Consider the following 16,980-nt stretch of genomic DNA (forward strand, 5'->3'; position numbering starts at 1 on the left):
TCACAGCCAGAATCGCATCAAATAGTTTCCGTTACCGGCGAAGAACTCGGGAACACCGGACAAACCGAACAGGGTGTAGATCGCCCCGAAGAATGCGGAATTGACCGCGGGCACGAACAACAACGCGACGAGAACGAGGATTCCGTACCCCTTGAACTGGTCGAGGGATGCACGGGTGGCGGGCGAGAGCGAGGGTTCGAGTGCGGCGTATCCGTCGAGTCCCGGTACCGGAATCAGGTTCAGGATCGTGGCCATGATCTGCAGGAACGCCAGGAAGCTGAGCCCGTACCAGAAGGCTTGGTGGGTGCCGTCGGTGCCGAACATGCGAATGACGATCAGAAGTACCACGGCGACAACGGCGTTGGCGAACGGTCCGGCGAGGGCGATGCGCCGCTGCGTCGACGCCGAGAATCGGCCGGTTCGCAGGTACACGGCACCGCCAGGAAGCCCGATTCCGCCGATCGCGATGAACACCACCGGCAAGATGATCGAGAGCAACGGGTGGGTGTACTTCAGCGGGTTGAGCGTGAGGTAGCCGCGGAGTTCGACTTCCCGGTCCCCGGCCCGAAAAGCTGTGTACGCGTGCCCGAATTCGTGCAGGCACACCGAGGCGATCCACCCGGCGAGGACCAGCACGAACACTCCCAGGCGAGCGGTGAAAGAGGTGACGTCCTCCGCCGTCCACGCCAGCGCGCCGCCCACTCCTGCGACGGCGAGTACAGCCACGAACACCGGGCTCGGCAGAACGGGACTGCGGCGCAGCGGAACGGTCATCGGACCAGCAACCACTCTTCGTGATGACGGTAGAACGTCGACCTCTTCACTGTTCTGTCGCCGGCGATGCCGTCGCGCATCAGGTCTGCGGCGGGTGAGCCGAGCTGCATTGCGCGTCCGCTCACCCAGCGGCGAGGCAGAAACCGTCGACGGCTGATCACTCGCGCGCGCAGACCCGGCAACTCCGCGGTCGGTGCCACCTCGACGCCGGGTACGACGCCGGAGAACAATCGAGTGTCGTCGACGTATGCCTCGCCCTCCAGTTCCGCGCCACCGCCACCGCCGAGCAGTGCCCGACCGACCACGGCCTTGCCCGCGTCGTCGCGAATGAGGGGCGTGCTCGACGCTTTTCCTGTCAGTGCGACCTTGGCGGCGCGGGATCCGGTCCCGAGCTTGTAGATGTGAGCGGCGTTGGTCGCTGTCTCCGGTACGAACGCGACTTCGACGTGCAGGCGGTCGGTGCGCATCAACCTGGTGAGAACTGCGGCCAGCGAGGCGTCGTCGCCCAGCACGATGATGCGCGGTGCGGGGGCGGATTCGATGTCTGCGAACAGCGCGCTGCAATCGTCGTCGGTCGGCACGGCATCGGCGTTGCGCAGTGGGACGTCGGTCAGCGTGATCGGCAACGGCGGGTTTCCGCAGTGCAGAACGAACGGTGTCACGGCGCTCCTAGATCATCGGTGAACCCTCGAACGACCATAGTGCCCTCGTTTCGGTTCCACCGTAGCGGCATGCGGGCCAGCTCACCGCCTCGGCTAGACTGTTCTCCCGGCCACTGTCGCGCCTGCGACAAATGGTGACGGCTGCGTTCGATCGAGCAATATTTGCAGCACGTCCTCGCACGAAAGCAACGTAGGAGAGCACATGCCGGCGATAGTCCTGATCGGCGCCCAGTGGGGCGACGAGGGCAAAGGCAAAGCCACCGACCTTTTCGGCGAACGCCTCCAGTGGGTCGTTCGCTACCAGGGCGGCAACAACGCCGGCCACACCGTGGTCCTTCCGAACGGTGACAAGTTCGCGCTGCACCTGATCCCGTCGGGAATTCTCACGCCCGGCGTGAAGAACGTCATCGGCAACGGCGTCGTCGTCGATCCGGGTGTGCTGCTCACCGAGCTCGACGGCCTCGAAAAGCGTGACGTCGACACCACGAACCTGCTGCTCAGCGCCGATGCGCACCTGATCATGCCGTACCACGTGGCCATCGACAAGGTGACCGAACGCTTCCTCGGAGCCAAGAAGATCGGAACCACCGGCCGCGGCATCGGGCCGTGCTATCAGGACAAGCTCGCTCGCGTCGGCGTCCGCGCAGCCGATGTGCTCGACGAGAAGATCCTGACTCAAAAGGTCGAGGCTGCACTGGAATTCAAGAACCAGGTGCTCTCGAAGATCTACAACCGGCGGGCGCTGGACTCTCAGCAGGTCGTCGACGAGGTGCTCGAGCAGGCCGAGGGCTTCAAGCACCGCATCACCGACACCAGGCTGCAGCTGAACCTCGCTCTCGAGCGCGGCGAGACGATTCTGCTCGAGGGATCTCAGGGCACGCTGCTCGACGTCGATCACGGCACGTACCCGTACGTCACGTCCTCGAATCCGACTGCGGGCGGTGCGTCGGTCGGTTCCGGTATCGGCCCCAACAAGATCGGGACCGTCCTCGGCATTTTGAAGGCCTACACGACGCGTGTCGGCTCGGGCCCGTTCCCGACGGAGCTGTTCGACAATCACGGTGAATACCTGGCCAAGCAAGGCGGCGAGGTGGGCGTCACCACCGGTCGTGCTCGACGCACCGGCTGGTTCGACGCCGTCATCGCGCGCTACGCCACCCGCGTCAACGGCATCACCGACTACTTCCTGACCAAGCTCGATGTGCTCTCGAGCCTGGACACGGTGCCCATCTGTGTCGCGTACGACGTCGACGGCGTCCGGCACGACGAGATGCCGATGACTCAGACCGGGTTCCATCACGCGAAGCCGATCTACGAAGAGATGCCCGGTTGGTGGGAAGACATCTCCGGTGCCCGCACGTTCGAGGAACTGCCGATCAACGCGCAGAACTACGTCCTGCGTCTCGAGGAGCTCTCGGGTGCGTACATGTCGTGCATCGGAGTAGGACCGGGCCGCGACGAAACCATCGTTCGGCGGGACATTCTGCGGTAGACAGTTCTGCGAACTTCAAGCCCCGAGGCCCATGGCCTCGGGGTTTTTTCGTGCCCGGACATGCCGTCCGGATCCGATTCTCCACAATGCGAATAAACAGCGAGTTCAGTAGGAAAGTAGCGTGAAAAGACACTGCGTTCGCTGTAATCGAACACGTCGGCTGGGGAATCCGCTGCGAGGGAGCAGTTTTCGTAATTCAGGCAGCTTTACACACCGTGTTCATGTGTAAACCAAAAGTATGAAACGGGCATCGGAACATTCCTTCGGACTTTTACCATCACTTGGGTAACGAGTGAGAAGGCCGTGCCGAAACAATGGTCATCGCACCAGTTGCGGAGGCCTCTTCGGATGGCCGACGACCCGACCGGGTCACCTCCCCCTCGGCCTCGTGAACAAGGCCACCGAAGAAAGCGACAACGAATGAACAAGGCAACCAAAGGCGCCATAGCCGCGGGGGCGGCAGCTGTACTGCTGCTCGGCGGTTTGGGATCGCTTGCTGTGTGGAACGACAGCGAGACTCTCGATGGCGGAACGATCACCTCAGGAGACCTCAGTCTCGAGTTGGTCCCCGGCTCGGTCGCGTGGTTCGACTCATCGGACGACGTCAATGGTGGAGTCGACCTTCCGATCGCAGACATCGCGGCGTTCCGCATAGTTCCCGGCGACGTTGTTGCCTACACAGCCCAGTTCAACATCGAGGCCGAGGGCAACAATCTGACGGCCAACCTCACCGCAGACACCAGCAGCGTCGCGGCCGGACCGGGCTCGGCCGAGTTGCTCGCCGCGATCACTACTTCGGTCACCGCAGAGGGCGCGACCAGCGGCCCACTCCCGACAACCGGCGATGGTTCAGCAGTGATCACCGCACCGAACACGGCTGCCGAGAACCAGGTGCTCGATGTTCGAGTCGAGTTCGTATTCGATGTCGACACCGACGGACTGGACGCACAGAACCAGAGCATCGACCTCGCGGCCTTCACTCTCGATCTGACGCAGATCCGTCCGCTCGTTCCCTGAGTCCTGGTTCCTTTGAAGCACGGTCGGTACTGGGCGTTGGCAGCCGCGTCCGTCCTTGTGGTGAGCTTCGGCTCTGCACAGGTGACGGGCGCGCTGTGGCGCGATGAAGAGGTGATCGGGGGCGGCACCATCACCTCGGGCACCTTGGACATCAAGGTGGGAGAAGCGGGTGCGGAGGTGAACGATTTCACGATCACAGGGCTGGGGTCGTTGAACTTCAAGCCGAACGGGTTCGCTCAGGCACCACTGTCGATCCGCAACTCAGGCAGCACCCCGTTCCTCTTCCGACTTCAGAACACAACAGTGAGTGGAACGTTGCCGTTCACGCTGACCGCAAGCACCGTCGCCAACCCCGATGCGTGTCCCGCAACTGGTTCGCCAACCGGGGCGACTGTTCTGTACAACAACATCGCAGCAGGTGCTCAGGTGCCGGCCGCACCTGCAGCCCGTCCGCTTGCTCCAGGTGCGAGCGAGGTGTGGTGCTTTCGACTCACCACCTCCGATCAACCACCCCAGAGCGCTACTTCCCAAGTGACGTTCTCGTTCCGAGCGGATCAGGCATGACGACCGACGACACCGACGTCATCCCGGTCGTCCCTCCGCGCGAGGTAGACGACGAACACACGGGCGTGTGGTGGTGGGTGAGCCGCATAGTGTCCTACACCCTGCTTGCGGTGATGGTTCTGATTCTGCTGGCCACCGTCGTAGTCCCGCGAGTCACCGGGGCCACTCCGTACACCGTCCTGACTCAGTCGATGGAGCCGACGTATCCGCCCGGCAGCCTGATTGTCGTGCGTCCCGTCGAGCCTGGTGAGCTTGCCATCGGAACGCCGATCACCTACCAAATACGTTCGGGCGAGCCCGAAGTGGTGACGCACCGCATTGTCGCTACTCGGCAGAGCGGAGCGGGGGAGCTCACTTTCATCACGCGCGGTGACAACAACGGCGCCGACGACGAGAACCCGGTTCAGGTTGGGCAGATTCGCGGCGAGGTGTGGTACTCGGTTCCGTACATGGGGTACGTGAACAACTGGCTCAACGGCGAACAGCGCAAGATCACCGTCGCCGTCATCGTCATCGGCCTGTTCGGTTACGCCCTGGTTATGTTCGTCGGGGCCGGTGTCGATCGCTATCGGAGCCGGAAGGAGCAGTCGCGGTGAAGCACAGCGCGTTCGTCGCCTGCACCGCAGCTTTTGCCGGCATCGCGGTCGTTCTGCTCATGGGTGCCGGTCCGTCGCAGGCGGCGCAGACGGTGAAGTACAGCGACGATGGCGAGCGCTGGGGAACCGATTTCAGAAGCCCGTTGTTCGACAAGGACATTCGGTGGGTTCCGCAGGACTCTCGCAGTTCACAATTTCATGTATTCAACGACACCGATACGGACGGGCGGTTGTGGGTGTCTCTCGACAGTGACAATCCGGCATTCGTTCGCGCCCTCGATGTCTCGATCGGTGACGCCGTGACCGAGTCATGCGCACTGACCAGCGTCCCCGCCGGGGAGAAGAAACAAATCGACGTGGTAGTCGCGATGTCGGAATCAGCCGGCAACGACACCCGGACCTCCACAGCACGAATTGATCTGATTCTTCAGTGGGACAACAGTATGAGCGACGTGTGCCCGGAGCTGTCGGGTGCACGGATGGATATGGAAAGGGCGCAGCGGTGATGTCGCGTCACAAAGATGCAGTCGGTCCGAAGGCGATTCTCCGTCGGATCGGTGTCGCGCTCATCAGTGCGCGCGCTCGGGCCATCATGTCGATCGGCATCGTGCTCGGCCTCGGCGCGGTGGGAACCCTTGCTGCATGGTCGGATACGGCGACGGCGACGTCGGGTGTGTTCACGACCGGCCGGCTCGATATCAAAGTGGGAACGCCTGCCGTCGACAACGACCCCCCACTCTTCGCCACGACCCTTGCCAATCCTGCGATCTTCCCCGGAGACACTGTCTCGGCCGGGCTCCTGGTGACCAACGCCGAGGGATCCGTAGCCAACACGTTCACCATCGGGGTCCGGGCGAGCAACCCCACCTTGGGCAGTCTGCTCAGCACCGCGGTGCATTCGGGTGCCCCGGCAAACGGGGTGTGTTCAGGCACTCCTCTAGGGTCGGTGATCGGCCTCGTGACACCGGTCGGTGCTCCGACGAACTCACCGAAACCGATTCCGGGCGTGAACCTTCCACTCGCAGTCACGGGTATGCCCGGAAGTACACAACAGCTGTGCATCAGTGTGACCATGCTGCCCACTGCGACGCAGCCGGCCACCGCAATCAGCAGCACCATCACGTACACCATCACCGCGACGTCGAGTTAGCTCATGTCCGATACCCACGCCGCCTCCGCTGACCGCGTCCGATCTCGCCCGCGTCTGTTGCGCGAGATTGCTCTGACCGTCGGCGCTGTCGCCGGGTTGATCTGCGTGCTGTTTGCGCTCGCGGCCGTCTTCTTCGGTATCACCCCCTTGATCTTCCGTTCCGGGTCCATGGCCCCCGCCATCGACACCGGAGCTCTGGCACTGAGCAAGACGACTCCGGTCGCGGACATCGAGGTCGGCGACATCGTCAAGGTCACCAACGCGTCGGGAGCAGGAATCACCCACCGCGTGGTCGAGATCGGGGCGGTCGGAACCGATAGTGCACAGCTGTTCCTTCAGGGTGACGCGAACGCTGAGCCCGATGCCGAGAGCTACGTCGTGTCCGAGGCCGATCGCGTGTTCTTCAGCGTCGGGAAGCTCGGTTACGCAGTGACCTGGCTCAGCGGCCCAGTCGCCGTGTTCATGGGGGGCATCGCCGTCGGCGCACTTCTCATGACCGCGTTCGGATTTCGTAGGTCCGGCGTGGAGTCCACTGCGAAGCCCGACGACGATCGACTGCAGGAACCGCCCAGTGGGCGGCACAGCGCCCGAGGACGCGGGACGTCCACCCTCAGCGTGGTGCTCGCGCTGGCGGCCATCTCGGCCGTGGGTATCAGTGCCTCCAACACTCCGACAACCCTTGCGGCAGGACAGGATACGGCGACAGCCCTCAGCGGCACCATCACCACAGCGTTGCCGATTCCCGCGCCGCTGTCGCTGACTTGCACGAATGCCGAGAGGGGGCTTCTCGGTGCGATTCGCTTCGTGAATCTCACTTTCCCATCACGGGGGGCGCAGTACACCTACCAGTTGACATTGAAGAAGGCCGGCGAGAACGACCGTGAGTTCGCGGTGACCGGGACCGCTGCTACCGGGGTGGTCATAACTCAAGCTGTGGAAAACGGAGCACTCCTGGAATTGCTCCCACTGCCGCTGGCCCCGGTACTCGACGGCGTCTATACCGCATCGATCCGAACCAAATCGGGTACGAGGTTCTCGCAGCCGAGTCCGACTGTGAACTTGACCATGAGCAACGGCATACTCCTCGGCTTGGCTGCAAGTGCGCGGTGCGGAGGCACCGCGGCCGCCGCTGCCGCGGCCCGCAGTGCCCCGCAGGCGATCGTTCCCGAGGCGACCACTCCATCCGTCACGACACCAACCCCCACCGCTCTGGCACCGGAAGCCACCACGGCACCCGGCACGACGACTCCGTCAGTCACATCGCCCACCGAGGAAACTCCCACCCCGGTGCCGCCGGTCGAGGTTCCGCCGACCACGACTGTCCCGTCGTCCACCACCGACACGCCAGCGGCGTTGGCCCCACCGCCGACCACCACCACAACAACAACAACAACAACAACAACCACGACCACCCCGCCGGCCCCTGCGGCGTTGTCCGCACCGGTGACCTCGCCGTCGGGCGCGTCGACTGCCCGGGTCAACGAGATCGACGGCGCTCCGACCCTGCAGATCGTCGACACCACCGGAGCAGTCCAGTACAGCGCTCCCGCCACGTCCAGTGCGGCCTACGGCTACGGCGTGAACTGGTCGACGGGGGATCAGCTGTGGCTACTCGGTCCCGATCAGCTCGTTCGTCTAGACGGCACCGGCGGTTCGTGGTCGCGAACAACGATCGATCCGACGGCAACGGAACAAATTCCGGCGGATATTCTCGCGCTCTTGAATTAGCGACGTCACATATATGTCCGAATCGAACTGCGCATCTGCTCGCCTGCGTGGATAATTGCGACCAGGTAAAGCGACGGAAGGTCGAGCGATGACTGAAAATTACAACGGATTGGAAGTTTTCAGCTACCAATTCGATCGCTTCGCATACGAACATCCCTGGATCGGCGCTCAGGCCGGTGAATTCATGCTCGGTCCCGAAGGCGGGGGAATGCTCGAATTCACGCACGCTACGGTGTTCGCTCTTCCCGAGGGTGGCGCGCACGAAGTGCACGGTCCGATCCTCGACTGGTACCTCGGTCACGGGGGACCCTATGGCGCACTTGGCTATCCGATCAGCAACGAGCGTCCCACGCCCACCGGATCCGGTCGGTACACTCTCTTCCAGCGCGGCGCTATCGGATGGTTGCCGGATGTGGGAGCGTTCACCATCGGTGGTCGTCACGAGGAATCCGATGTCAGCCCGGGGCCGGAAGCTGCAATGGTGTCTGCGGTCGACGCCTCGGTCGCTACCCTCGGAATATCTGCCTGAAATCCTTTCTTCTTCCCGGTTTCGGGCGGTTTATTCGGTCGAGCGGTTTTAATCACTGGGGCAGTAATTCAGAACAACGTTGGCTCGTCGAATCCCGGAACTCCTTCGATGCCGAGTATTTTTTGTTTGGTATTCGTACCACCCGGTGCCGAGAAACCGCCGACTTCCGTGCCAGCGCCGAGTACCCGATGGCACGGGACGATGATCGGCACGGGGTTGCGTCCCAACGCACCGCCGACGGCCTGGGCTGCACCGGGGTGGCCGAGCCTGCGGGCAATGTCGCCGTAGGTGAGTGTCGCTCCCCGGGGAATCCCGCTACACACGGTGTACACCGAGGCGTCGAACTCCGAGATGTCCAGGACCAGCGGAATCGGACTCATGTCGACGGTCCGTCCATCGAGCAGGGCGACGATTCGCGCGATCGCATCGGCCGCCAGCGCGTCGACGGGTCCTCTCGTTGCGCCGAAGCCGGTCAGATAGTCCGACATCGCCTCGTCCGACGGCTCGGGCAGGGCGACGGCGAGCACGCCGTCGTCGGTCCATGCGATTCCGCAACGGCCGATGGAGGTGTCGAAGAGCGTGCTGCTCGGCATCGGTTCAGTATCCACCTGACCCCGATCGGCAGTCCAGTGGAATGCGCAATGGACTTGAATGTTCGATGCCAGTGGGCGAATACTGGAGCGCATGGCTTCGAGAGTCCTCAATGCAACGTCACTGGCCCGCGATCTCGGCAGCTGGCGCGGCGACGCGTCCTCGGATGGATCCGGTAGGCGCAAGGCGTCGCGTCCGACATATCGCGCGTTGGCCGATGGCGTTCGACTCCTCATTCACGACGGGCGAATTCCGCTCGGCGTCGGACTGCCCAGTGAGCGCGATCTGTCGGCGGCTCTCGATCTCAGTCGTACCACCATCACGTCCTCGTACTCGGTGCTGCGAGACGAGGGCTATCTGATCAGCAAGCAGGGATCACGCAGTACTGTCGCTCTCCCTGCTGCACCCACCCCCAACGGAATGTTGATTCAGTCGACATCGCCCTCGGGTCCGGTCGTGGACATGTCTCATGCAGCGATGGCGGCGGCGGACGGCACCATGACCGCGGCATACGAGTCTGCGCTGCAGGCACTTCCGACCTATCTGCCGACGCACGGCATGGAGCCCATCGGTCTGGCGGTGCTGCGGGAGGCCATCGCGCAACGCTTCGTCGAGCGTGGCCTGCCGACGACGGCCGATCAGATCATGGTGACTTCGGGTGCGCAGCAAGCAGTTCGGCTACTGCTGGGCACCTTGACCTCGCCCGGCGATCGGGTGCTGATCGATCACCCGACTTATCCCAACGCACTCGAAGCCATCAGGCGAGTCGGTGCCCGTCCTGTGCCGGTGCCGGTACGTCCGGCGGACGGTGATTGGGATCTCGACGGGATCCGCAGTGCCGCACGGCAAACGGCAGCCAAGGTCGCGTATCTGATTCCGGACTTCCACAACCCCACCGGGCAGGTGCTCGGTGCCGAGGGGAGGGCCGAACTCGCCCGCATCACCCGCGACACCCGCATGACGCTCATCGTCGACGAAACCATGGTGGACCTGTGGCTCGACGCGCCGCCGCCACCGCCGGTCGCGTCGTTCGGGCGGGTCTCGGGGTCCGACATCGTCACGATCGGCTCGGCATCCAAGTCGTTCTGGGGCGGCCTGCGCATCGGCTGGATCAGGGCGCATCCGTCCCTCGTCTCACAGCTGGCAGGCTCGCGGGCCGCGCACGATCTCGGCACCTCGATCATGGATCAGTTGGCGTCGTCGTTCCTGCTGCAGGACGCCGAACCCGCGCTCGAGCTCCGTCGATCGCAATTACGTGAGCGTCGTGATGTGCTCGAAGATGCTCTGGCCGAACATCTTCCGGACTGGCGCTACCGCCGCTCCGAGGGTGGCATGTCGCTGTGGTTGCAGCTGCCTGCACCGGTGTCGAGTGCGCTCGCCGCCACCGCGCCTGCATTCGGTGCGGTGTTGGCGGCAGGCCCGCGATTCGGCGTCGAGGGTGCGTTCGAGCGTTACCTCAGGTTGCCGTACACCCGTGAGCCGCAGGAGCTTCGGGCTGCAGTGATGGCCACGGCTGCTGCGTACCGCGCCCTGGCTCCCAGCGCCGAATCGGAACAGCCGGCGCTGGTGTTCTGAGCGGCCGTGTTCTGACCGCGAACTCGAAGTTATGGACGGAAATCAGCCGAAATGCGTCCACAACTTCGAGTTCGGCGCAAACAGTTACGCCCAGACCGACGCGATGTCGGTTGCTGCGGCGGGCGGTGGCGTCGGGACTCCGTTTTCGGTGCGGGAGAAGCGCGGTGCCGGGCGGTGCTGGGTGACGCCGCCGATGTCGATGAGGGAGTCGCGGTCCTTCATGTGCGGATGGTTCGGGGCCTCGGCGAAGGTGAGGACCGGCGATACGCAGGCGTCGGTGCCGTCGAAGATCGCGGCCCACTCGTCGCGGGTCTTGGACAGGAACGTCGAGGTGAATTTCTCGCGCAGTTCGGGCCAGCGTGACTTGTCCATCTGCGATGGCAGATCCGTGTCGGCGAGGCCCAGGCCGGTGAGCAGCTGGGCGTAGAACTGCGGCTCGAGCGAGCCGACTGCCATGTACTGGCCGTCGGAGGTCTCGTAGGTGTCGTAGAACGGTGCGCCGGTATCGAGCAGGTTGGTGCCGCGGTCGTCGCTCCAGGCTCCGACGCCACGCCAGGCCCAGATCATGTGCGAGAGTGCGGCGGTGCCGTCGACCATGGCAGCGTCGACCACCTGGCCCTGCCCGGAGTTCTGTCGCTCGTAGAGCGCCGCCATGATGCCGAAGACGAGGAACATCGAGCCGCCGCCGAAGTCGCCGACCATGTTGAGCGGCGGTACGGGGCGCTCGCCCTCGCGGCCGATGGCGTTCAGTACGCCGGTGACGGAGATGTAGTTGATGTCGTGGCCTGCGGTCTGCGCCCAGGGGCCTTCCTGGCCCCAGCCGGTCATGCGGCCGTAGACCAGGCGCGGGTTGCGGGCGAGGGCGTCGTCGGGTCCGAGGCCGAGGCGTTCGGTGACGCCGGGGCGGAATCCCTCGATCAGCACGTCGGCGCGTTCGACGAGCCCCAGCACCTTCTCGATGTCGGCGGGGTCCTTGAGGTTGGCCTCGACGATGGTGCGGCTGCGCAGCTGGTGGTCGTGGGGAGAGATCTGCCCGGCGCGCTGGACGCGTACGACGTCTGCGCCGAGGTCGGCCAACAGCAGTGCGGCGTGTGGGCCGGGCCCGATGCCTGCGAGTTCGACTACACGAAGCCCTGCGAGTGGTCCACCAGTGTTCGACACGTTGTTGCCTCGTTCCGACTCGTCACCTGCGAATGTGAATGGAGACTAACTTGTACTAGGTCGTCCAACCGATCGGGGTGTGGATAATAGGGCTGTGACTGCCCCAGATCCCGTCCGTATCGGTACTCCGCTCACTCCCGGGGCCACCCGGGTGATGCTGCTCGGCTCGGGTGAGCTGGGCAAAGAGGTGATCATCGCGTTCCAGCGCCTCGGCGTCGAGGTGATCGCCGTCGATCGCTACGACAACGCCCCTGGTCATCAGGTGGCCCATCACGCGTTCACGATCGACATGAGCAACCCCGAAGAACTACTGGCGCTGATCGATTCGCAGCAGCCGGACTTCGTGGTGCCGGAGATCGAGGCCATTGCGACCGATGCACTGGCCGAGGTCGAAGCGCGGGGCAGGAGTGTGGTGATCCCGACCGCTCGCGCGACGCAGTTGACCATGAACCGTGAGGGCATCAGGCGTCTCGCGGCCGAGGAGCTCGGGCTACCGACGTCGCCGTACGCGTTCGCCGACTCGCTCGACGACGTGCGAGATGCATTGTCCACCATCGGTTTTCCCGCCGTCATCAAGCCCGTCATGTCGTCGTCGGGCAAAGGGCAGTCCGTCGTGCGCAGCGAGGATGATGTCGAGGCTGCGTGGGACTACGCCCTGAAGGGTGGCCGCGTCGATCTCGGCCGTGTCATCGTCGAGGGATTCGTCGATTTCGATTACGAGATAACACTTCTCACCGTTCGAGCGAGCGACGGAACTTGGTTCTGCGAGCCGATCGGGCACCTGCAGGAATCCGGCGACTATATCGAATCCTGGCAACCACAACCGATGTCCGACGCGGCCCTGGCCGGTGCGCGCGACGTTGCCGAGCGCATCACGACGGCACTCGGTGGGCGCGGGTTGTTCGGCGTCGAACTGTTCGTGCAGGGCGACAACGTGTACTTCTCGGAGGTCAGTCCGCGGCCGCACGATACGGGCCTGGTGACGCTTCGTACGCAACGGTTCTCGGAGTTCGAGCTGCATGCCCGCGCAGTACTGGGTCTGCCGATCGACACGACGCTGCTCTCACCCGGTGCGTCGGCGGTGATCTACGGCGGTGTCGACGCGGACGGTATTCACTTCGACGGCGTCGCCGATGCGCTGGCTGTTCCCGAGACCGATCTTCGCCTGTTTGGCAAGCCGACCAGCTTCGTCCGGCGTCGGATGGGCGTTGCGGTGTCGACGGCCTCGGACATCGAGACTGCGCGGAGCAGGGCACGCGAGGCAGCGGGCAAGGTTCGCCCCACCGTCTGACCCGGGACAGGGCACACTGAGCCCATGAGCGCGCTCGGTGAGGTCCTGGTCGGCCTGGTGATTCTGGTCGGCCTCGTCGGTATCGTCGTCCCGATTCTGCCGGGCACCATCTTGATATTCGTTGCCGTCGCAGTGTGGGCGTGGGTCACCGGCGGAGCAGCCGCCTGGACGGTGTTCGCGATCGCGACGGTGTTGTTGGTTCTGAGCGGCGTCGTGAAGTACACCTGGCCGGGCCGGCGCATGCGGGAGGCCGGAGTGCCGATGCGATCGCTGATGATCGGCGGACTGCTCGGCATCGTCGGATTCTTCGTCATCCCCGTCGTCGGACTGTTCATCGGCTTCATCGCCGGCGTCTACGTGGCCGAGGTACCCAGGCATCGAAACCATTCCGAGGCATGGAGATCGACCGTGCACGCCACCAAAGCGGCCGGGCTGTCCATCCTGGTGGAGCTGTTCGGTGCCTTGCTCGCCTCTGCGGTGTGGCTCGGCGGAGCGCTACTCGTCTAAGGGCTCTGCTGATTCAAGAGACCCGATACCAGGCCCGGGCATTGCCGTCGAGCACCGCCGGGAGATCGCCGCCGACAGCGTGAGAAATGATGTCGATGTCGGTCTCCGAGAAGGGACGCGGGGCACGGGTGCCCGGCAGATCGGTGCCGAACATCAACGCCGCCGGATTCACGCGATGAATCTGCTGCAGAGTGTCGATGATGTCGAGGTCCACCCGGCCGAATCCCGTTGCCTTGACGCGTACTCCGCGGTCGACGAGATCGAGCAGATACGGCAGGCCCTGCGTCGACAGGCCCAGATGGTCGATGCTCACGGCCGGTAGCTTCGCGAGAATGGGTTCGAGCGAGAGCAGCAGGGACGCATCGACGTACAGCTCGGCGTGCCATCCCACCAGTTCGTGCACGCGACGCGCCTGGGTGGTGAGCATCTGGACGTCCGTCTCGCCGCGCTTGAGGTTGAACCGCATTCCGCGCACGCCCGCGTCGTTCAGCGCGACGATATCCTCGTCGGAGCACTCCGGATCGATCTGAGTGACGCCCACCCAGCCGCGCCCCAGGGTCTTCAACGCCGCCAGCAGATAGGTCTGGTCGGTGCCCTGGAACGATCCCGAGACCACCGCGCCGCCGGTGATACCGAGCCCGTCGACGTCGTAGAGGTAGTTCGAGACGGTGTACGGATCGGGCAGGAAACCGTGGTTCTCGATGAGCGGAAACGCGGGGTCGATGATGTGTAGGTGGGCGTCGAACACGGGCCCCAGCATGCCAGCTCGAGCATTCGGCGTCGCGGCCACCGTCCCCGGTGTTTGAATTCGAAACATGAAACCGGAGACCACAGTCGTTCTCGATGGATACACCTACTTCGAATGTCCGAGATGGCACGAGGGGAGGATCTGGGTATCGGACTTCTACTCCCATCGCGTCGTGTCCGCCCTCGAGGACGGCTCGGACGTACGAGTCGAAGCCGAGGTGCCCAATCAGCCGTCGGGCCTGGGATGGTTGCCCGACGGGCGGCTGCTGATCGTGTCGATGCGCGACTACAAGTTGCTACTGCGTGAGCACGACGGTTCGCTGACCGTGCACGCCGATCTGTCGACGTATGTTCGGGCGAATCTCAACGACATGCTCGTCGACGCGCAGGGCCGCGCGTACATCGGGAACTTCGGCTTCGATCTGATGAACTTCGCGCCCGTCGAGACGGCCGACCTGATTCGCGTCGACCCGGACGGTTCCGCGCACGTCGTTGCCTCGGATCTGTACTTCCCCAACGGGATGGCGTTCACCGCGTCGGGCGAACTGCTGGTCGACGAGACGGTCGGCAACCGGGTCAGTGCCTTCGACATCGCCGAGGACGGGTCGCTGGGGGAGCGGCGCGACTGGGCGACGTTCGGCGAACTACCGACGTCGACGGATATGGCGACGGCCCTGGGCGAGGTCAAGGTGGCCGCCGACGGATGCTGCATCGACACCGACGGCACGATGTGGATCGCCGACGCGCTGGGGCAGCGAGTGCTGCACGTTGCGCAGGGTGGGGAGGTTCTCGAGCAACTGGATTTCGATCTCGGAGTCTTCGCCTGCGGACTCGGCGGGTCCGACGGTCGCACACTGTTCGTCTGCGCTGCACCGGATTTCAACGAGCATCAGCGCAAAATCGAGACCGAGGGCAAGTTGTTGGCGGTTCGCGTGTAGTGCGCTTCGCGCAGTGGTGCGGTTATGCGCTCCCTGGGGCACATAACCACACCACTGCCGCAGGCACTCAGGCCTTGTCGGGCTCGGAAGCCTTCAGCATGTCCTCGCGCTCGACGACCTTCACGCGCTCGCGGCCCTCGGGTTCACCGAGTGAACGCTCGTGCGCGTCGAGGCGGTACCAGCCGTCCCACGTGGTGAAGGGCACCTGCTTGCCTTCGAGGAACGAGGTGACGGCATCCAGATCCGGCTCGGCCGCACCGACGAAGCTCGGTGCATCCTCGAGCAGGTTGGCGACGGTCTCGTTGGCGTCGCCCTTGGTGTGACCGATGAGGCCGACGGGTCCGCGCTTGATCCAACCGGTGACGTACGTTGCCGGAACAGGTGTGGTGGACGACGGGGACTCGACGACGCGTCCGGCCTCGTTGGGGATGGTGCCTGCCTGCTCGTCGAACGGGAGCTGGCTGATGTTCTGGCTGAGGTAGCCGACGGCGCGGTATACGGCCTGGACGTCCCAGTCGTTGTACTTGCCGGTGCCCTTGACGTTGCCGGTGCCGTCGAGCTCGGTGCGCTCGGTGCGCAGACCGACGACCTTGCCGTCCTCGCCGAGTACCTCGTGCGGGGACTCGAAGAAGTGCAGGAACAGCTTGTGCGGGCGAGCGCCGACGTCGCGGATCGCCCAGTCCTGCAGGGTGTTGGCGACCATGTCGATCTGCTTGGAGCTGCGGCGGGCCTGCTCGGAGCCCTCGTCGTAGTCGATGTCCTCGGGAGAGACGATGACCTCGATGTTGGGGGAATGGTCGAGCTCGCGCAGCTCCAGCGGGGTGAACTTGGCCTGAGCCGGTCCGCGACGACCGAAGACGTGCACCTCGACGGCCTTGTTGGCCTTGAGGCCCTCGTAGACGTTGGCCGGGATCTCGGTGGGGAGCAGTTCGTCACCGGTCTTGGCGAGAACGCGCGCGACGTCGAGGGCGACGTTTCCTACACCGAGGACGGCGACCTTCTCGGCCTCGAGCGGCCAGGTACGCGGCACGTCCGGGTGGCCGTCGTACCAGGAGACGAAGTCGGCGGCGCCGTAGCTGCCCTCGAGGTCGATGCCGGGGATGTTGAGGGCGCGGTCCGCGTTGGCACCGGTGGAGAAGATGACGGCGTCGTAGAAGCGACGCAGGTCGTCCAACGTGATGTCGGTGCCGTAGTCGATATTGCCGAGCAGGCGAACCTGCGGCTTGTCGAGCACCTTGTGCAGGGCGGTGATGATGCCCTTGATGCGCGGATGATCGGGGGCCACGCCGTAGCGGATCAGCCCGAACGGCGCAGGCATGCGCTCGAAGAGGTCGATGCTGACGCCCGGTCCGCTGACATTGTGGTCGGACTTCATGAGCGCGTCGGCGGCGTAGATGCCTGCCGGTCCGGCACCGACGATGGCGACGCGGAGTGGACGAGTCTGATCGGTCATGTGCAGCGAGCTACCTTCTTCGAGGGAAGTGCGGACACCCCAGCATAAATTAAGGACTACCTGAGCTGGGGCAGTGGGCAACTTGCCGGATTTCCCGGTTTCCGGTAGGAATTGCTCTGTGGAGACGACATACCTGGTCCGACGGTTCACCGTCGACTTCTGTCGTACCTGCACCAACATGTGTTGTCGGTGACAAGACCCGACG

The 16,980-nt window shown here is 64.3% G+C and carries 18 protein-coding genes; 12 read left to right on the top strand and 6 right to left on the bottom strand.

Features of this window, described 5'->3' with window-relative positions:
* Positions 1–774, bottom strand: a complete 774-nt coding sequence (locus CH251_RS16640) for a site-2 protease family protein (RefSeq protein ID WP_094614130.1) — start codon at positions 772–774, stop codon at positions 1–3.
* A complete protein-coding gene (locus CH251_RS16645) occupies positions 771–1,436 on the bottom strand; it encodes a hypothetical protein (RefSeq protein WP_094614131.1) in 666 nt (221 codons plus the stop codon). The genes CH251_RS16640 and CH251_RS16645 overlap by 4 nt, the downstream gene beginning before the upstream one ends.
* Before the next feature lie 202 nt (positions 1,437–1,638).
* Here CH251_RS16645 and CH251_RS16650 point away from each other — a divergent pair, with 202 nt between their 5' ends.
* From CH251_RS16650 to CH251_RS16685, 8 genes are all read left to right on the top strand, one after another.
* Complete coding sequence (locus CH251_RS16650) at positions 1,639–2,928, top strand: adenylosuccinate synthase (RefSeq protein ID WP_094614132.1); 1,290 nt, start codon at positions 1,639–1,641, stop codon at positions 2,926–2,928.
* Between the two features lie 420 nt (positions 2,929–3,348).
* Complete coding sequence (locus CH251_RS16655; protein WP_094614133.1) at positions 3,349–3,945, top strand: alternate-type signal peptide domain-containing protein; 597 nt, start codon at positions 3,349–3,351, stop codon at positions 3,943–3,945.
* 60 nt (positions 3,946–4,005) lie between these two features.
* Positions 4,006–4,509 (top strand): hypothetical protein, encoded by a 504-nt coding sequence (locus CH251_RS16660; protein ID WP_256979129.1) that lies wholly within the window; start codon positions 4,006–4,008, stop codon positions 4,507–4,509.
* Positions 4,506–5,105 carry a signal peptidase I gene (locus CH251_RS16665; RefSeq protein WP_094614135.1) on the top strand — a complete coding sequence of 200 codons (600 nt, stop codon included), beginning with the start codon at positions 4,506–4,508 and terminating at the stop codon, positions 5,103–5,105. Before CH251_RS16660 ends, CH251_RS16665 begins: the two co-directional genes overlap by 4 nt.
* A complete protein-coding gene (locus CH251_RS16670) occupies positions 5,102–5,611 on the top strand; it encodes a hypothetical protein (protein ID WP_094614136.1) in 510 nt (169 codons plus the stop codon). The genes CH251_RS16665 and CH251_RS16670 overlap by 4 nt, the downstream gene beginning before the upstream one ends.
* Positions 5,611–6,255, top strand: coding sequence for a SipW-dependent-type signal peptide-containing protein (locus CH251_RS16675; RefSeq protein WP_094614137.1), 645 nt, complete (start codon positions 5,611–5,613; stop codon positions 6,253–6,255). Before CH251_RS16670 ends, CH251_RS16675 begins: the two co-directional genes overlap by 1 nt.
* Before the next feature lie 3 nt (positions 6,256–6,258).
* The gene (locus CH251_RS16680; protein ID WP_256979130.1) at positions 6,259–7,983 is read left to right on the top strand and encodes a signal peptidase I; all 1,725 of its coding nucleotides are present in this window, start codon (positions 6,259–6,261) and stop codon (positions 7,981–7,983) included.
* A gap of 88 nt (positions 7,984–8,071) precedes the next feature.
* The gene (locus CH251_RS16685) at positions 8,072–8,512 is read left to right on the top strand and encodes an LGFP repeat-containing protein (RefSeq protein WP_094614138.1); all 441 of its coding nucleotides are present in this window, start codon (positions 8,072–8,074) and stop codon (positions 8,510–8,512) included.
* 68 nt (positions 8,513–8,580) lie between these two features.
* Here the strand turns inward: CH251_RS16685 and CH251_RS16690 are convergent, their stop codons facing one another.
* Positions 8,581–9,105: a methylated-DNA--[protein]-cysteine S-methyltransferase gene (locus CH251_RS16690; RefSeq protein WP_094614162.1), complete on the bottom strand. Its 525-nt coding sequence runs from the start codon at positions 9,103–9,105 to the stop codon at positions 8,581–8,583.
* A gap of 91 nt (positions 9,106–9,196) precedes the next feature.
* On the opposite strand from CH251_RS16690, the gene CH251_RS16695 reads away from it, so the two are divergent.
* Positions 9,197–10,678 (top strand): PLP-dependent aminotransferase family protein, encoded by a 1,482-nt coding sequence (locus CH251_RS16695; protein WP_094614139.1) that lies wholly within the window; start codon positions 9,197–9,199, stop codon positions 10,676–10,678.
* An 84-nt stretch (positions 10,679–10,762) separates the two neighbouring features.
* Here CH251_RS16695 and CH251_RS16700 read toward each other — a convergent pair whose 3' ends face one another.
* On the bottom strand, positions 10,763–11,839 hold the full coding sequence (locus CH251_RS16700; protein ID WP_094614140.1) for a CaiB/BaiF CoA-transferase family protein: 1,077 nt from the start codon (positions 11,837–11,839) through the stop codon (positions 10,763–10,765).
* A 94-nt stretch (positions 11,840–11,933) separates the two neighbouring features.
* Between CH251_RS16700 and purT the strand changes: the two genes are divergently transcribed.
* Both purT and CH251_RS16710 read left to right on the top strand, forming a co-directional pair.
* Entirely contained in the window at positions 11,934–13,130 is a 1,197-nt protein-coding gene (gene purT, locus CH251_RS16705) for a formate-dependent phosphoribosylglycinamide formyltransferase (protein WP_094614141.1), read from the top strand.
* 24 nt (positions 13,131–13,154) lie between these two features.
* Positions 13,155–13,637, top strand: a complete 483-nt coding sequence (locus CH251_RS16710) for a DUF456 domain-containing protein (protein WP_094614142.1) — start codon at positions 13,155–13,157, stop codon at positions 13,635–13,637.
* A gap of 13 nt (positions 13,638–13,650) precedes the next feature.
* On the opposite strand, the gene CH251_RS16715 is transcribed toward CH251_RS16710, so the two are convergent.
* Positions 13,651–14,385: an amidohydrolase gene (locus CH251_RS16715; protein WP_179273717.1), complete on the bottom strand. Its 735-nt coding sequence runs from the start codon at positions 14,383–14,385 to the stop codon at positions 13,651–13,653.
* Between the two features lie 67 nt (positions 14,386–14,452).
* Between CH251_RS16715 and CH251_RS16720 the strand changes: the two genes are divergently transcribed.
* Positions 14,453–15,322 carry an SMP-30/gluconolactonase/LRE family protein gene (locus CH251_RS16720; RefSeq protein WP_179273718.1) on the top strand — a complete coding sequence of 290 codons (870 nt, stop codon included), beginning with the start codon at positions 14,453–14,455 and terminating at the stop codon, positions 15,320–15,322.
* Between the two features lie 67 nt (positions 15,323–15,389).
* On the opposite strand, the gene CH251_RS16725 is transcribed toward CH251_RS16720, so the two are convergent.
* Positions 15,390–16,775, bottom strand: a complete 1,386-nt coding sequence (locus tag CH251_RS16725) for an FAD-dependent oxidoreductase (RefSeq protein WP_094614144.1) — start codon at positions 16,773–16,775, stop codon at positions 15,390–15,392.
* Between the last annotated feature and the right edge of the window lie 205 nt (positions 16,776–16,980).

This window comes from Rhodococcus sp. 06-462-5, assembly GCF_002258315.1.
In the GTDB taxonomy this organism is placed as follows: Bacteria; Actinomycetota; Actinomycetes; order Mycobacteriales; family Mycobacteriaceae; genus Rhodococcoides.

Excerpts from the sequence above, each read along its gene's own strand:
- CH251_RS16680 (WP_256979130.1), top strand. The coding sequence starts at position 6,259 with ATGTCCGATACCCACGCCGCCTCCGCTGACCGCGTCCGATCTCGCCCG.
- CH251_RS16690 (WP_094614162.1), bottom strand. The coding sequence starts at position 9,105 with ATGCCGAGCAGCACGCTCTTCGACACCTCCATCGGCCGTTGCGGAATC.
- CH251_RS16685 (WP_094614138.1), top strand. The coding sequence starts at position 8,072 with ATGACTGAAAATTACAACGGATTGGAAGTTTTCAGCTACCAATTCGAT.
- CH251_RS16720 (WP_179273718.1), top strand. The coding sequence starts at position 14,453 with ATGAAACCGGAGACCACAGTCGTTCTCGATGGATACACCTACTTCGAA.
- CH251_RS16695 (WP_094614139.1), top strand. The coding sequence starts at position 9,197 with ATGGCTTCGAGAGTCCTCAATGCAACGTCACTGGCCCGCGATCTCGGC.
- CH251_RS16650 (WP_094614132.1), top strand. The coding sequence starts at position 1,639 with ATGCCGGCGATAGTCCTGATCGGCGCCCAGTGGGGCGACGAGGGCAAA.
- CH251_RS16725 (WP_094614144.1), bottom strand. The coding sequence starts at position 16,775 with ATGACCGATCAGACTCGTCCACTCCGCGTCGCCATCGTCGGTGCCGGA.
- CH251_RS16675 (WP_094614137.1), top strand. The coding sequence starts at position 5,611 with ATGTCGCGTCACAAAGATGCAGTCGGTCCGAAGGCGATTCTCCGTCGG.
- CH251_RS16640 (WP_094614130.1), bottom strand. The coding sequence starts at position 774 with ATGACCGTTCCGCTGCGCCGCAGTCCCGTTCTGCCGAGCCCGGTGTTC.
- CH251_RS16710 (WP_094614142.1), top strand. The coding sequence starts at position 13,155 with ATGAGCGCGCTCGGTGAGGTCCTGGTCGGCCTGGTGATTCTGGTCGGC.
- CH251_RS16655 (WP_094614133.1), top strand. The coding sequence starts at position 3,349 with ATGAACAAGGCAACCAAAGGCGCCATAGCCGCGGGGGCGGCAGCTGTA.
- CH251_RS16665 (WP_094614135.1), top strand. The coding sequence starts at position 4,506 with ATGACGACCGACGACACCGACGTCATCCCGGTCGTCCCTCCGCGCGAG.